We start from the raw sequence: 16,458 nt of genomic DNA on the forward strand, positions 1-16,458 counted from the left end.
CTCATTGGTGGCCGCGGCCGGGCCCGAAGGCGCCCAGCCGCTCGTCGATGAACGCGAACAACTCGTCGTCGGTGAACCCGGCCACGGCCTCCGCGACCTCCGGGCGCGAACCGTAGGCCGGCACGTACGCGCCCTCCGGCGCCTCGCCGCCCGCCCCGCCCGGCAGCTCGCCGGACAGGAACTCCGCGACGGCGGCCGGCGTCGGGTGGTCGAAGACGAGGGTCGACGGCAGCCGCAGCCCGGCCGTCTCACCGAGCCGGTTGCGCAGGGAGACGGCGGCGAGCGAGTCGAAGCCGAGGTCCTGGAAGGGCCGGTACGGGTCCACCGCCTCCGCGCCGGGATGGCCCAGCACCTCGGCCGTGGCCGTACGCACCAGGGCGAGCACCTCCGCCGCGCGTTCCTCCGGGACCAGCGCCGCCAGGCGGGCCGCGAGGGCGGAGCCGCCGGTGTCGTCGGTGCCGCCGGCCGCGTCGGCGGCGTCGTCGCCGAGTCCCAGCGCGGCAAGGAGGGGGTTGGGGCGTACGGACGCGAAGACCGGCGCGAGGCGCGCCCAGTCGACGTCCGCGACGGCGACGCCCGTCTCGTCGTGGTCCAGCACCTCCTGGAGCGCCGCGAGCGCTGATCCGGTCGGCAGCCCGCCCAGCCCGCGCCGCGCCAACTGCTCCTGCCGGTCGGCATCGACGGCGCCGTCCGGCGCGCCCACCGACACCTCCGCCCACGGCCCCCAGGCGACCGACGTGCCCGCCAGCCCGGCCGCGCGCCGGGCGTGCGCGAGCGCGTCGAGGTACGCGACACCCGCGGCGTGCGCACCCTGCCCCGCGCTCCCCCAGACGCCGGCGACGGAGGAGAAGAGGACGAACGCGTCCGGGGCCAGGCCGAGTTCGACGGTCAGCTCGTGGAGCAGCCGGGCGCCCCCGGCCCGTACGGACACGGAGTCGGCGAGATCGTCAGGGGTCAGGTCGGCGAGCGGGGACCAGGTGTCGGCCTCGGCGGTGTGGATGACGGTGGTGAGGGGCCCGCCGGTCGGGAGGGAGGTCAGGAGGGCGCGTACGGCGTCGCGGTCGCGGAGGTCGGTGTCGGAGACGGTGACGGCGCCCGCGCCGAGTCCGGTCAGCTCGGCGGTGAGCCGCTCGGTGTCGTCCGGCCCGGCGCCGTGCGGGTGGCGGGTGAGGAGGAGGTGGTCGGCACCGGCGCGGGCGAGGTGGCGGGCGACGAGCAGGCCCATGCCCGTCGTGCCGCCGGTGACCAGCGACGTGCCGCGGAAGTGGTACGTCGCGGGCGGCGGGCCGGCGTGCGGGGCACGGGTGAGGCGGGGGACGTACGCGGCGTCGCCGCGGACGGCGAGCTGGGTCTCGTGGGTGCGGTCGTGGGTGGCGAGGTGGTGGACGAGGCGGGCGTAGTGCTCCGGGCCCGGGTCGGCGGGCAGGTCGACGAGCCCGCCGAAGCGCTCGGGGTGTTCGAGCGCGGCGACCCGGCCGAGGCCCCAGGTACCGGCCTGGTCGGGGTCGGGCGGCGGGTCGTCGGGGGCGGCGTGGACGGCGTGGGTGGTGAGGGTCCACAGCGGCACGGGGGCGGGGTGCGGGCGGTGGAGGAGGCGGAGGGTGGCGGCGGGGGCGGGGTCGAGGTTGAGGACGCCGGTGAGGGCAGGGCGGTCGGGGTCGGGGTCGGCGTCGGGGTCGGGGTCGGTGGTGACGGTCGCGCCGGCGCCTTCGAGGGCGGCGACCAGGCCGGGAGGCGGCGGCGCGGCGGCGGGGGTGTGGAGGAGCCACGTGCCGGTGAGGGCGGGCGGATCGGTGGGCGGGGGGAGCGCGTGGGGCTGCCAGGTGAGGGTGTAGCGCCAGGAGTCGAGGGTGGCGCGGGTGGCGGGCACGTCGGGCGGGGTGAGCCAGTGGTGGTGGTGCTGGAAGGGGTAGGTGGGGAGGTCGGTGAGGTCGGGCCGTGGGGAGGAGGTCGGGCCAGGTGGGGGTGGTGGCGTGGTGGGTGTGGAGGGTGGCGAGGGCGGTGAGGAGGGTGTGGCGCTGGTCGCGGGTACGGCGCTGGAGAGGAACCGTCAAGGCGGGGGTCTCGGTGTCGCCCAGGCATTCGGTGGCCAGGGTGGTGAGCGCGGCGTCCGGCCCGGCCTCCACGTATGTGGTGACGCCGGCGGTGCGGAGGGTCTCGACGGCGGCGGCGAAACGGACCGGTTCACGGACCTGGCGGACCCAGTACTCCGGATCCGTCAGCCGGTCGGTGTCGGTGGTGAGGGGGATACGGGGCGGGTGGAAGGTCAGGGTCCGTACGACCTCGCGAAACGGATCCAGCATCCCGTCCATGTGCGGCGAGTGGAACGCATGACTGACATGCAGCTCACGCGACCGGAACTCCTCCGCGACCACCCGCGCCGCCTCCGCGTCACCCGAGATCACGGTGGTGGTCGGGCTGTTGACAGCGGCGATCGTCACGCCCTCGGTCAGAAGCGGCGTGACCTCTTCCTCGGAGGCCCGTAGGGAGACCATGACGCCGGTGTCCGGCATCTCCTGCATGAGCCTGGCCCGGGTGGTGACCAGCAGCGCGGCATCCGCGAGATCAAGAACACCCGCGCAATGCGCCGCCGCTATCTCCCCCACCGAATGCCCCGCCAGCCAATCCGGCGTGACACCCCACCCCTCCAACAAACGGAACAGAGCCACTTCGAGAGCGAACAGCGCAGGCTGCGCATAGCGCGTTTGCCCCAGCGCCTCGCCTCCCACGACCTCGCGCAACGGGCGATCGAGATGCGGGTCCAAGGCCGCGACGACCTCGTCCCACGCCTCGGCAAAGGCCGGGAAGGCTTCGTACAACTCCCGGCCCATCCCCGGAAACTGACTCCCCTGCCCCGTGAACAGGTACGCCACCTTCCCCGCCACCGGCACGGCCTCCGGGCCCACGACCAGGTTCGGGTGCGCGCCGCCCCCGGCCAGCGCCGCCAACGCCGCCGGATCGGAATCGAGCACCACCGCACGGTGTTGGTGGTCGGCCCGTGCCGTCGCCAGCGTGTACGCGACGTCGGCCGAGTGGAGTTCGGGCTGCGCCTCCAGGTGGCGTACGAGGCCCGCGGCCTGGGCCGTCAGCGCGGCCGGCGACCGGCCGGACAGCGGCCACAGCAGTGCCGAGGGACGCGACGGGGCCCGGTCGTCCGGGGCCTCCGCGGCGTGTTCCAGGATCACGTGCGCGTTCGTGCCGCTGATCCCGAACGACGAGATCGCTGCCCGCCGCGGCCTGTCCACCTCCGGCCACGGCCGCCGTTCGGTCAGCAGCCGGACCGCGCCCGACTCCCAGTCCACGTGCGGGGTCGGCTCGTCCACGTGCAGCGTCGCGGGAAGCTCCCCGTGCCGCATCGCCTCGACCATCTTGATGATCCCCGCGACCCCGGCCGCCGCCTGCGCGTGCCCGATGTTCGACTTGACGGACCCCAGCCACAACGGCCGATCCTCCGAGCGGTCGCGCCCATACGTGGACAGCAGCGCCTCCGCCTCGATCGGGTCGCCCAGCTCCGTCCCCGTACCGTGTGCCTCCACCGCGTCCACGTCCCCCGGCGTGAGGCGGGCGCTGTCCAGAGCGGCGCGGATGACGCGCTGCTGGGACGGCCCGTTCGGCGCCGTGAGCCCGTTGCTCGCCCCGTCCTGGTTCACCGCCGTGCCCCGCACGACCGCCAGCACCCGATGACCGTGCCGCCGGGCCGCCGACAGCCGCTCGACCACCAGCACCCCGACACCCTCGGCCCACCCCGTACCGTCCGCCCCCGCCGCGAACGACTTGCACCGGCCATCCGCCGCCAGCCCACGCTGGCGGCTGAACTCCACGAACGTCCCCGGACTCGCCATCACCGTCACGCCACCCGCCAGCGCCATCTCACACTCGCCCGAACGCAACGACTGCGCCGCCAAGTGCAACGCCACCAGCGACGACGAACACGCCGTGTCCACCGTCACCGCCGGCCCCTCCAGCCCGAACGCGTACGACACCCGCCCCGACGCCACGCTGCCGGTGTTGCCCGTGCCCACGTAGCCCGCGACCTCGTCCGGCAGCTCCGGGAGCCAGGCCGCGTAGTCGTGGTACATCAGGCCCGTGAACACACCGGTCGCTCTGCCCCGCACCGCCCCCGGGTCGATGCCCGCGCGCTCGAACGCCTCCCAGCTCGTCTCCAGCAGCAACCGCTGCTGCGGGTCCATGGCGAGGGCCTCGCGCGGCGAGATGCCGAAGAAGTCGGCGTCGAAGGCGCCGGCGTCGTGCAGGAAGCCGCCGTGTCGCGCGTAGCTGGTGCCGGGGTGGTCGGGGTCGGGGTGGAAGAGGGTGTGGAGGCCCCAGCCGCGATTGGTGGGGAAGCCGCTGATCGCGTCCCGGCCCGTGGCGACGAGCTGCCACAGCTCCTCGGGCGAGGTGACGCCGCCGGGGTAGCGGCAGGCCATGCCGACGATGGCGACGGGGTCGTCCTCGACGTCCGCGGTGGGCGGTGGTGCGGCGGGCGCGGACTCGGACTCGGCGCGGTCGCCGAGGAGTCGGGTGCCGAGGTGGTCGGCGAGGGCGCGGGGGTCGGGGTAGTCGAAGATCAGGGTGGGGGGAAGGCGCAGGCCGGCCGTGTCGGCGAGGCGGTTGCGCAGCTGCACGGCGGTGAGCGAGTCGAAGCCGAGGTCCTTGAAGCCGCGGGTGGGCTCGACCGGGGTGTGGCGCGGGTGGCCGAGCACGGCGGCCACCTCACGCGCGACGAGGTCGAGCAGGGCTTCTTCGCGTTCTTTCGGGCCGAGTCCGGCGAGCCGGTCGGCGAGTCGCCCGCCCGCCGCGTCGCCGGGGGCCCGGGAGGCGCGGCGCGGGGCGGCGGTGGCGGGGACGAGGGCGCGCAGCGGTGGGGGCAGCGTCGCGTCGGCGGCGCGGGCGCGCAGGGCGGGGGGATCGAACCGTACGGCGGCGAGGGCCGGCGCCGGGTCGCGGGTCGCGGCGTCGAAGAGGGCGAGGGCCTGCGGGGTCTCCAGCTGGAGCAGGCCGTTGCGGGCCATCCGCGCGAGGTCGTCGGCCGTCAGGTGGGCGGTGAGGCCGCTGGTCTCGGCCCACAGGCCCCAGGCGATCGAGCGGGTACGGGGCCGGTGGTGGGCCAGCGCGTCGAGGAACGCGTTGGCGGCGGCGTAGTTGGCCTGGCCCGGGGTGCCGAGGGCGGCGGTCGTGGAGGAGAAGAGGACGAACGACACGTCCGGGAGCCCGGCGGTGGCCCGGTGGAGGTTGAGGGCGGCGTCGACTTTGGGGGCGAGGACGGTGTGCAGGCGTTCCGCCGTGAGGTCGGTGATCAGCGCGTCGTCGAGGACGCCGGCGGTGTGGACGACAGCGCGGAGAGGGTGGGCGGGGTCGATGCCGTCGATCAGCGCGCGGGTGGCGTCGGGGTCGGTGAGGTCGCAGGCGGTGAGGGTGACGGTGGCGTCGACGGCCAGGGCGGTCAGGTCGTCGCGGAGGCGGGCGGCGTGGGGGGCGCGGTCACCCTGCCGGGAGACGAGGCGGAGGTGGCGTACGCGGTGGTGGGTGAGGAGGTGCCGGGCGATCAGGCCGGCGAGGGTGCCGGTGCCGGTGACGAGGACGGTGCCGTCGGGGTCGGCGGCCCAGTCGGCCGGCGGGCGGTCGGCGTCGGAGGCGGAGTCGGAGTCGGGCCCGGGTGCGGAGCCGGGGTCGGGGTCCGGGGCGGGGCGGTGGCGGGTCAGGCGGGGGGCGGTGAGTTGTCCGTCCCGCAGCGCCAGGTGCGGCTCGCCGGTCGCCAGTGCCGCGGCGACATGGCCCAGGTCCGAGGCGGAGTCCAGGTCCAGCAGTACGAACCGGCCCGGGTGCTCCGACGCCGCGACCCGTACGAGCGCCTGAACCGGCGCCCGTACCAGCTCCGGCACCGCGCCCCCGGCCGACACCAGCACGAGCCGGGCGTCGGCGAGACCGTCCTCCGCCGCCCAGGACCGGACGAGGGCCAGGGCGTCCGCGCAGGCCGCGTGCACGGTCGCCGCCGCCTCGGGGTCCCGGTCGCCGGCGGCGAGGGGCGTGAAGACCGCGTCGGGCGGTGCGGCCCGGCCCTCCGCCACGGCGGCGGAGAGCTCGTCGAGACCGGGGAAGACGGGCCCGTCGAAACCGGCCCACGGCGCGGTGCGCAGCGCCGCCCAGCGGCCCGGCTCCGCCCGCGGAGCGCCGGGCAGCGGGACCCACTCCGTACGGAACAGCATGTCGCCCACCCCGGCCGCCGCCCCGGCCGTCGACCCCGCCTCGGGGGCGACGGCGCGCAGCGTCAGCCGTGCCGCGGAGACGACCGGCTGTCCGGCGGGGTCGGCGGCGTGGAGGGCGACGGCGTCGGTTCCGGCGGGCGTGAGGCGTACGCGCAGGGTGGTGGCGCCGGTGGCGTGGAGACGTACGCCCGACCAGGCGAAGGGGAGGCGCACGGCCGCGTCGTCCGCGCCGGGCGGGGCGGCGAGGACGAGGGCGTGCAGGGCGGCGTCGAAGAGCGCCGGGTGGACGCCGAAGGCGTCGGCGTCGGCGAAGGCGTCGTCGGGGAGGGCGACTTCGGCGTACAGCTCGTCGCCGTCGGCCGCGCGCCAGAGGCGCCGGAGGCCGCGGAAGGTGGGCCCGTAGCGGTAGCCGCGCTCGGCCAGGGCTTGATACGAGCCGGTCAGCTCTACGGCGCGGGCGCCGGCCGGCGGCCAGACGGCGGGCGCGGTGCCGGGGTCGGGATCGGGTTCGGGGGTGCGGCCGAGGGTCCCCTCGGCGTGGCAGGTCCACGGCGCGGGGTGGGCTTCGGCGTCGGCGGCCGGGCGGGAGTGGACGCTGACGGGCCGGCGGTCGTCGCCGTCACCCGCGCCCACGGCGACCTGGATGTCGAGCGCGCCGGTCGCCGGGACGCGCAGGGGGACGGCGAGGGTCAGCTCGTCGACGTGGCCGCCGCCGAGCTGCTGCGCGGCGTGCAGCGCCAGCTCGACCAGCGCGGTGCCGGGGAGGAGGACGGTGCCGGACACGGCGTGGTCGGCGAGCCAGGGGTGGGTGGCGAGGGAGAGGCGGCCGGTGAGGACGAGGCCGTCGGCGGTGGCGTCGGCGAGTTCGACGACGGCGCCGAGGAGGGGGTGCGCGGTGGGGCCGAGGCCGGCGTGGGAGACGTCGGCGGGGGTGGCGGGCGAGGTGAGCCAGTGGTGGTGGTGCTGGAAGGGGTAGGTGGGGAGGTCGGTGAGGCGGGCCGCGGGGAGGAGTGTGGGCCAGTGGGGGGTGGCGGCGTGGTGGGTGTGGAGGGTGGCCAGAGCGGTGAGGAGGGTGTGGCGCTGGTCGCGGGTACGGCGCTGGAGGGGGACGGTCAGGTACGGGGTGTCGGTGTCGGCCAGGCACTCGGTGGCGAGGGTGGTGAGGGCGGCGTCCGGCCCGGTCTCCACGTAGGTGGTCACGCCTGCGGTGCGCAGCGCGGCGACGGCGTCGGAGAAGCGGACCGGTTCCCTGACCTGACGGACCCAGTACTCCGTGTCGGTGAGGCGTTCGGTGTCCGTCGTCAGCGGAATCCGCGGGGGGTGGAAGGTCAGCGTCCGTACGACCTCGCGGAACGGGTCCAGCATCCCGTCCATGTGCGGCGAGTGGAACGCATGACTGACATGCAGCTCACGCGAACGGAACCCCTCCGCGACAGCCCGCGCAGCCTCCGCATCCCCGGAAATGACCGTGGTGGTCGGACCGTTGAGGGCGGCGATCGTCACGCCTTCGGTCAGAAGCGGCGTGACCTCTTCCTCAGAAGCCCGTAGGGAGATCATGACGCCGGTGTCCGGCATCTCCTGCATGAGCCGCGCCCGGGTGGCGACCAGCAGCGCGGCATCCGCGAGATCAAGAACACCGGCGCAGTGCGCCGCCGCTATCTCACCGACCGAATGCCCCGCCAGCCAGTCCGGTGTGACACCCCACCCCTCCAGCAACCGGAACAGAGCGACTTCGAGAGCGAACAGCGCGGGCTGGGCGTAACGCGTTTGCCCCAGCGCTTCCCCTTCCACGACCTCGCGCAGCGGGCGATCGAGATGCGGGTCCAGGGCTGCCACGACCTCGTCCCACGCCTCGGCGAAGGCCGGGAAGGCTTCGTACAACTCCCGGCCCATCCCCGGGAACTGACTCCCCTGCCCCGTGAACAGAAACGCCGTGAGATCCCGCGCCGACGCGACGTGCCCCGGCCGCTCGGACTCGCCGTCCGCCACCTCCCGCAGCTGCCGCACCAGCGCGTCCCGGTCCTCGGCCATGACCACCGCGCGGTGGTCGAGCGTCGCCCGCGTCGTGGCCAGTGAGCGGGCCAGGGAGGCGAGGTCCGGTTCGTCCGGCCGCTTCTCGACGTGTTCCAGGAGCCGGGCCGCCTGGGCCCGTAGCGCGGCGTCGGACTTGCCCGACAGCGGGATCGGCAGCAGCGCCCCGCGCTCGGGCGACGGCACCGGGTCCGGCGCCGACGCGTCCGCCGGGGCCTGTTCCAGCACCACGTGGGCGTTCGTGCCGCTGATCCCGAACGACGACACCCCCGCCCTGCGCGCCCGGCCCGCCTCCGGCCACGCCCGCGCGTCCGTCAGCAGCGCGAGCGTGCCCGCCGACAGGTCGACGTGCGGCGACGGCTCGTCGACGTGCAGCGTCGCGGGAAGCTCCCCGTGCCGCATCGCCTCGACCATCTTGATGATCCCCGCGACCCCCGCCGCGGCCTGCGCGTGCCCGATGTTCGACTTGACGGACCCCAGCCACAGCGGCCGGTCCGCCGCCCGCCCCTGCCCGTACGTCTCCAGCAGCGCCTCGGCCTCGATCGGGTCGCCGAGCGGGGTGCCCGTGCCGTGCGCCTCGACGGCGTCGACGTCCCCCGGGCCCAGGCCCGCGTTCTCCAGTGCCGCCCGGATGACGCGCTGCTGGGACGGCCCGTTCGGCGCCGTCAGCCCGTTGCTCGCGCCGTCCTGGTTCACGGCCGTGCCCCGTACGACCGCCAGCACCGTCCGGCCGTTCCGCCGCGCGTCCGACAGCCGCTCCAGGGCCAGCACGCCGACGCCCTCGGCCCATCCCGTGCCGTCCGCCGCCGCCGAGAACGACTTGCACCGGCCGTCCGGCGCCAGCCCCCGCTGCCGGCTGAACTCCACGAAGACGCCCGGGCTCGTCATCACCGCCACGCCGCCCACCAGCGCCGTCTCGCACTCCCCGGCGCGCAGCGCGCTCACCGCCAGGTGCAGCGCGACGAGGGACGACGAGCACGCGGTGTCCACCGTCACCGAGGGGCCTTCGAGCCCGAAGACGTACGACACGCGCCCCGACTGCACGCTCGCCGCGATGCCCGTCAGCCGGTGTCCCGCGACCTCCGGCACGGTCTCGTGGAGCGCGGGGCCGTAGTCCTGCCGTACGCCGCCCACGAAGACGCCGGTCGCGCTGCCGCGCACCGACGCCGGGTCGATACCGGCCCGTTCGAACGCCTCCCAGCTGGTCTCCAGCAGCAGCCGCTGCTGCGGGTCCATCGCCAGCGCCTCCCGCGGCGAGATCCCGAACAGCTCGGCGTCGAAGTCCCCCGCCCCGTCGAGGAACCCGCCCTCGCGTACGTAGCAGGTGCCGGGCTTGTCGGGGTCGGGGTCGTGCAGGGCGTCGAGATCCCAGCCGCGGTCGGTGGGGAAGGCGGTGACGGCGTCGCGGCCGGCGGCGACGAGGTCCCACAGGTCCTCCGGCGAGCCGACGCCGCCGGGGAAGCGGCAGGCCATGCTGACGATGGCGATCGGCTCGCGCGCGGCCTCGACGAGGCGCTGGTTCTCGCGCTTGAGCTGCTTGCCTTCCCGCAGCGACTTCCGCAGGGCCTCGACGAGGTTCTCGGTGGACGGCGCGCCGCTCATCGCATATCACCCGGGTCGGAATCGGCATCGGAGTCGGAGTCGGAGTCGGAGTCGGAGTCGCTCAAGGCCATGTCGATCAGGCTTTGTGCGTCGAGGGAGTCAAGGTCGAGGTCGTCCGCGTCGTCGTCCGCCACGCCGCCCGTCCCGTTGGCCGTCTGGCCGTCCGTCTCGCCGGGCTGCGCGGTCGGCGCCAGCGCGAGCAGCGCGTCCAGCAGCCCGGCCTCGCGCAGCCGCGCGGGCGTCAGGCGCGCGAGCGCGTCGCGTACGGCGGCGTCGTCGGCCGGCGACGGCCCGCCGCCGCCCGGTTCCTCGGGGGTGGGTGTGAGCAGTGCCGCCACGTGCTCCGCCAGCGCCCGCGGCGTCGGCCGGTCGAACAGCAGCCCCGCGGGCAGCCGCAGCCCCGTCGCCCGCGCCAGCCGGTTGCGCAGCTCCACCGAGGTCAGCGAGTCGAACCCCAGCTCCGCGAACGCCTCGTCCGGCGCCAGCGCCCCGGCGTCGACGTACCCGAGGACCGCCGCCGACTCCGTACACACCAGGTCGAGCACCGCCGCCCGCCGCTCCGTCGCGGTCAGAGCGGCGTCGGCGAGCCGCCGCGCGAGTGCCCCGCCCCCGGTCGGCGCCCCGGCCCCGGCCCCTGCCCCGGGCCCCGCCCCGGCTCCGTCCCGTACGGGCCGACCGCCGCCCGGCGCCCCCGCGGGCACCAGCCCGCGCAGCAGCGCCGGCACCTCGCCGCCCGCCTCCCGCAGCGCCGCCGGGTTCAGCCGGACCGGCAGCACCACCGGCTCCGCCCCCCGCAGCGCGGCGTCGAACAGCCGCAGCCCCTCCGCCGCCGACAGCGCCCCCGACCCCGCGCGCGCCAGCCGCGCCCGGTCCGTCTCGCCCAGCCCGGCGTTCATCCCGCCCGGCTGGTCCCACAGCCCCCACGCCAGCGACACCGCCGGCAGCCCGCGCGCCCGCCGGTGCCGGGCGAGGGCGTCGAGGAAGGCGTTCGCCGCCGCGTAGTTGGCCTGCCCCGGCGCGCCCAGCGTGCCCGCCGCCGACGAGAAGAGCGCAAACAGCGCCAGGTCGGCGTCCCGCGTCAGCTCGTGCAGCGCCCACGCCGCGTCCGCCTTCGGCGCGAGTGCGGTACGCAGCCGCTCCGGCGTCATCGACGCCAGCACCCCGTCGTCCAGCACACCCGCCGCGTGGACGACGCCGGTCAGCGGGTGCGCCGCGGGCACGGCGGCGAGCAGCGCGGCCAGCGCCTCCCGGTCGGCCACGTCGCAGGCGGCGACGGTCACCGCGGCGCCCGACTCCTCCAGCTCCGCGACGAGTTCGGCCATGCCCGGCGCCGCCGCGCCGCGCCGCCCGGCGAGGAGCAGGTGGCGTATCCCGTACGCGCCGACGAGGTGGCGGGCGACCAGCCCGCCCAGCGCCCCGGTGGCGCCGGTGACCAGCACCGTGCCGTCCGGGTCCGGCGCCCGCGGCACGGTGAGCGCGACCTTCCCCCGGTGCCTCGCCTGGCTCAGATGGCGGAACGCCTCGTCCGCGGCGCGCACGTCCCAGACCGTCAGCGGCGGCAGCGTGAGGGCGCCGCGGTCGAACAGCGCCAGCACCTCGGCGAGCATCTCGGCGATGCGCTCCGGCCCGGCTTCCATCAGGTCGTACGCCGCGTAGTCCACGCCGTCGTACGCGGCCCGCACGGCTTCCGCGTCCCGGATGTCGGTCTTGCCCATCTCCAGGAACCGGCCGCCGGGCCGCAGCAGCCGGAGGGAGGCGTCGACGAAGTCGTGGGCGAGGGAGTTCAGTACGACGTCGACTCCGCCGCCCGCGGCGCTTCCGCCGCCCGCGGTGTCGCGGAAGGCGGCCTCGAAGTCGAGCGTGCGGGACGAGGCCACGTGGTCCGCCGGCAGCCCCAGCGCGCGCAGCGCGGCCTGCTTGCCGGGGCTCGCCGTGCCGTACACCTCGGCACCCAGATGCCGGGCGAGCTGCACGGCCGCCGTGCCGACGCCGCCCGCCGCCGCGTGCACCAGCACCGACTGGCCCGGCTTGAGGGCGGCGAGGTCCACCAGGCCGTAGTAGGCGGTGAGGTAGACGACGGGGACGGTGGCGGCCTGCCCGAAGGACCAGTCCGGGGGCATCGGCGCGAGCAGCCGCCGGTCGGCCGTCGCGAGGGGGCCGGCGGCGCCCCGCACCATCCCGAACACCCGGTCCCCGGGCGCCAGACCGACCACGTCGGGGGCGGTCTCGACGACGACCCCCGCGGCCTCGGCGCCGATGGTCACCTCGCCCGGGTACATGCCGAGGGCGCCCAGCACGTCGCGGAAGTTCAGCCCGGCGGCGCGGACGGAGAGCCGCACCTGCCCGGGCGCGAGGGGCGCGGCCGCCTCGGGGGCGGGGAGCAGCGCGAGGTGGTCGAGGGACCCGGGCTCGGTCACGTCGAGGCGCCAGGGCGCGGTGTCGTCGCGCGGTACGAGCGCGGGGGCGGCGGCGCGGGCGAGGCGCGGCGCGAGGGGCTCGCCGGCGCGGAGGGCGAGTTGCGGTTCACCGGCGTCCACGGCATTCGCGACGGCGGCCGGAAGGGCGCCGAGCGACTCGGCGGTGCCGTCGGTGTCGACGAGGAGCAGCCGCCCGGGGTGCTCCGCCGCCGCGGCACGCACGAGGCCCCAGACGGTCGCGGCGGCGAGGTCCGGGTCCTCGTCGGCGGCGACGGCGACGGCGCGCCGGGTGAGGACGACCAGGCGGGCGGCGGCGAACCGGTCGTCGGCCAGCCAGGCGTTGACCGCCGCCAGCACACGGGCCGCGACGGCGTGCGCGGCGGCGGGCACGGGGGTGGCGGCGGTGGCGTCGGTCGCTTCGGTGGCGACGGTGAGCACGAGCAGGTCCGGCGGCTCGGGCAGGGCGGCGGGGTCGGTGGCGGATACGGCACGGGTGCCGGCGGGCAGCGCGGCGAGGAGGTCGTCGAGGCCGGGCGTGGGCGTCGCGGGGTCGAGGACGGCCCAGGTGGGGGCGGCCGTCTCGCCGGTCTCGTCGGCGGGGGGTAGCGGTGCCCAGGTGAGCCGGTGAAGCGAGTCGGTCTCGGCGGCCGGCACGGCCAGCGGGCGGAGCAGCAAGGACCCCACGCTGACGACGGGTCGGCCGGTCGCCGGGTCGGTCGCGTCGAGCGCGACGGCGTGGGCGCCGGTGGGGACGATACGTACCCGAAGGCTGCCGGCGTGCGGGCCGTGGAGCCGGACGTCCGACCAGCTGAAGGGGAGATACCCGGTGTCGTCCTGCGCGTCGCCGGTGAGGGCGACGGCGTGGAGGGCGGCGTCGAAGAGCGCGGGGTGGAGCGCGAAGCGCTCGGCGCCGGGGGCGGCGCCCGCGGGGTCCGGGGTGTCGCCGCCGCCGGGGAGAAAAACCTCGCCGAGGATCTCGTCGCCGTGCCGCCAGGCGGCGCGCAGCCCCCGGAAGGCGGAACCGTAGCGCAGGCCGGCGGCGCCGAGCCGGTCGTACAGCTCGGTGAGCGGTACAGGCGTGGCGCCGGGCGGCGGCCACGCGGCGGGCGCCGGGGGCGCGGTCGTCCCGGTGGCACTGGCGGTCTCGGTCACGGTGCCGTGGGCGTGCCGGGTCCACGGCGCGGGAGGGCCGTCGTCACCCGCGGGGCGGGAGTGGACGGCGACCTCGGTGCCGTCGACGGTGACCTGCAACTCGACGGCGCCGGTGGCCGGGAGGGCAAGGGGGGCGGTGAGAACGAGTTCGTCCAGGGCGGCGCGGCCGGTGTGCCGGGCGGCGTGGAGGGCGAGTTCGAGGAACGCGGTACCGGGGAGGAGCACGGTCTGCCCGACGGCGTGGTCGGCCAGCCAGGGGTGCGTGCGGAGGGACAGGAGGCCGGAAAAGACCGTCGCCCCGTCGCGCTCGGCGAGCTCGACGGCGGGCCCGAGGAGCGGGTGGGTGCCGGCGGTGGCGGCGGGCGGGGGTGCGTCGAGCCAGAGGCGTTGGCGTTGGAAGGGGTAGGTGGGGAGGTCGGTGAGGTGGGCCGTGGGGAGGAGGGAGTGCCAGGTGGGGGTGGTGGCGTGGTGGGTGTGGAGGGTGGCGAGTGCGGTGAGGAGGGTGTGGCGCTGGTCGCGGGTACGGCGCTGGAGAGGAATGGCCAAGCTGGGGGTGTCGCCGAGGCATTCGGTGGCCAGGGTGGTGAGCGCGGCGTCCGGCCCGGCCTCCACGTACGTCGTCACCCCGGCGGTGCGGAGGGTCTCGACGGCGGCGGCGAAGCGGACCGGTTCGCGGACCTGGCGGACCCAGTACTCCGGATCCGTCAGCCGATCAGTGTCGGTGGTGAGGGGGATGCGCGGGGGGTGGAAGGTCAGGGTCCGTACGACCTCGCGGAACGGGTCCAGCATCCCGTCCATGTGCGGCGAGTGGAACGCATGACTGACATGCAGCTCACGCGCCCGGAACCCCTCCGCGACCACCCGCGCAGCCTCCGCATCACCCGAGATCACGGTGCTGGTCGGGCTGTTAACGGCGGCGATCGTCACGCCCTCGGTCAGAAGCGGCGTCACCTCTTCCTCCGTGGCGTCCAGCGACACCATCACGCCGGTGTCGGGCATCTCCTGCATGAGCCGCGCACGGGTGGTGACCAGCAGCGCGGCATCCGCGAGATCGAGCACACCCGCGCAGTGGGCAGCCGCTATCTCACCGACCGAGTGCCCCGTCAGCCAGTCCGGTGTGACGCCCCACCCTTCCAGCAGCCGGAACAGAGCCACTTCGAGAGCGAACAGCGCAGGCTGCGCATAGCGCGTTTGCCCCAGCGCCTCGCCTCCCACGACCTCGCGCAACGGGCGATCGAGATGCGGGTCCAGGGCCGCGACGACCTCGTCCCACGCCTGGGCGAAGGCGGGGAAGGCTTCGTACAACTCCCGGCCCATGCCCGGGAACTGACTCCCCTGGCCGGTGAACAGGTACGCCACCTTGCCCGCCACGGGCACGGTCTCCGGGCCGGTGACCAGGTTCGGGTGCGCACCGCCCTCGGCCAGCGCCGCCAACGCCGCCGGATCGGAATCAAGCACCACCGCACGGTGCCGATGCCCCGACCGGGACGCGGCCAGCGTGAACGCGACATCCGCCGGGTCCACCCCCGGGTGACGCTCCAGGTGCGCCGCCAGCCGCGCGCCCTGCGCGGCCAACGCGCCCGGTGACCTGCCCGACAGCGGCCACAGCACGGCCCCCGTACCCTCCACCGCCGCCTCGGTCGCCTCGGCGGGGGCCTCCGGGGCCTGTTCCACGATCACGTGCGCGTTCGTGCCGCTGATCCCGAACGACGACACCGCCGCCCTACGCGCCCGACCCGCCTCCGGCCACGGCCGCGCCTCCGTCAGCAGCCGCACCGCGCCCAAGTCCCAGTCCACATGCGGCGTCGGCTCGTCCACGTGCAGCGTCGCGGGAAGCTCCCCGTGCCGCATCGCCTCGACCATCTTGATGATCCCCGCGACACCCGCCGCCGCCTGCGCGTGCCCGATGTTGGATTTGACCGACCCCAGCCACAAGGGCCGGTCCTCCGACCGCCCCTGCCCGTACGTCGCCAGCAGCGCCTCCGCCTCGATCGGATCGCCCAGCTCCGTCCCCGTACCGTGCGCCTCCACCGCGTCCACGTCCGACTCGGCCAGCCCGGCGTTGACCAGCGCGTCGAGGATGACGCGCTGCTGCGACGGCCCGTTGGGTACGGTCAGCCCGCTGCTCGCGCCGTCCTGGTTCACGGCCGAGCCGCGCACCACCCCCAGCACCGTCCGCCCGTTCCGCCGCGCGTCCGACAGCCGCTCCAGCAGCAGCAGCCCCGCGCCCTCCGCCCAGCCGGCGCCGTCGGCCGCCGCCGCGAACGACTTGCACCGGCCGTCCACCGCCAGCCCGCGCTGCCTGCTGAACTCCACGAACGTGTCCGGCGTCGCCATCACCGACACCCCGCCCGCCAGCGCCAGCCCGCACTCCCCGAGGCGCAGCGCGTTCACCGCCAGGTGCACCGCCACCAGCGACGACGAACACGCCGTGTCCACCGTCACGGCCGGGCCCTCCAGCCCGAACGTGTACGCCACCCGACCCGTCGCGACGCTGCCCGCGCTGCCGCTGCCGACGTACCCCTCCAGCTCCGCGGGCAGTTCTCCCAGTCGCGCGCCGTAGTCGTGGTACATCAGGCCGGCGTAGACGCCGGTCGCGCTGCCGCGCAGCGACGCCGGGTCGATGCCGGCGCGTTCGCACGCCTCCCAGCCGGTCTCCAGCAGCAGCCGCTGCTGCGGGTCCATCGCCAGCGCCTCCCGCGGCGAGATGCCGAAGAAGGCGGGGTCGAAGTCGGCGATGTCGGGCAGGAAGCCGCCGCTGCGGGTGTACGTCGTGCCGCTGCGCTCCGGGTCCGGGTCGTAGAGCGCGTCGAGGTCCCAGCCGCGGTCGGTGGGGAACGGGCCGACGGCGTCGCCGCCGCGGGCGACCAGCTCCCACAGCCCCTCGGGGGTGTCGGCGCCGCCCGGGAAGCGGCAGGCCATGCCGACGATCGCGATCGGCTCGCGCACCCGGTCCTCGGCCTCGCGCAACCGCTGCCGGGCGTCCTGGGCGTCGGCGATGGCGCGCTTCAGGTAGTCGCGGAGCTTGGCTTCGTTGTCGGCGCCCGGTG

The 16,458-nt window shown here is 76.0% G+C and carries 2 protein-coding genes and 1 pseudogene; all 3 read right to left on the reverse strand.

Annotated elements, in window-relative coordinates; all coding sequences use genetic code 11:
- Position 1 precedes the first annotated feature (1 nt).
- The 3 genes and pseudogenes from ACHZ99_RS15980 to ACHZ99_RS15990 all read right to left on the reverse strand — a co-directional run bounded on the left by ACHZ99_RS15980 (position 2) and on the right by ACHZ99_RS15990 (position 16,420).
- Entirely contained in the window at positions 2 to 1,225 is a 1,224-nt protein-coding gene (locus tag ACHZ99_RS15980; protein WP_420305269.1) for a beta-ketoacyl reductase, read from the reverse strand.
- 793 nt (positions 1,226 to 2,018) lie between these two features.
- A pseudogene (locus ACHZ99_RS15985) lies at positions 2,019 to 9,839 on the reverse strand (type I polyketide synthase); the annotation flags it as partial.
- Positions 9,836 to 16,420, reverse strand: a complete 6,585-nt coding sequence (locus tag ACHZ99_RS15990; protein ID WP_420305656.1) for a type I polyketide synthase — start codon at positions 16,418 to 16,420, stop codon at positions 9,836 to 9,838. The pseudogene ACHZ99_RS15985 and the gene ACHZ99_RS15990, both read right to left, overlap by 4 nt.
- Positions 16,421 to 16,458 lie beyond the last annotated feature (38 nt).

The sequence above is a fragment of the Streptomyces sp. MAR4 CNX-425 genome (assembly GCF_048656465.1).
GTDB lineage: Bacteria > Actinomycetota > Actinomycetes > Streptomycetales > Streptomycetaceae > Streptomyces.

What these genes read in the sequence shown, in the direction of transcription:
- ACHZ99_RS15980 (WP_420305269.1), bottom strand. Translation starts at nt 1,225, where the DNA reads ATGGGCCTGCTCGTCGCCCGCCACCTCGCCCGCGCCGGTGCCGACCAC.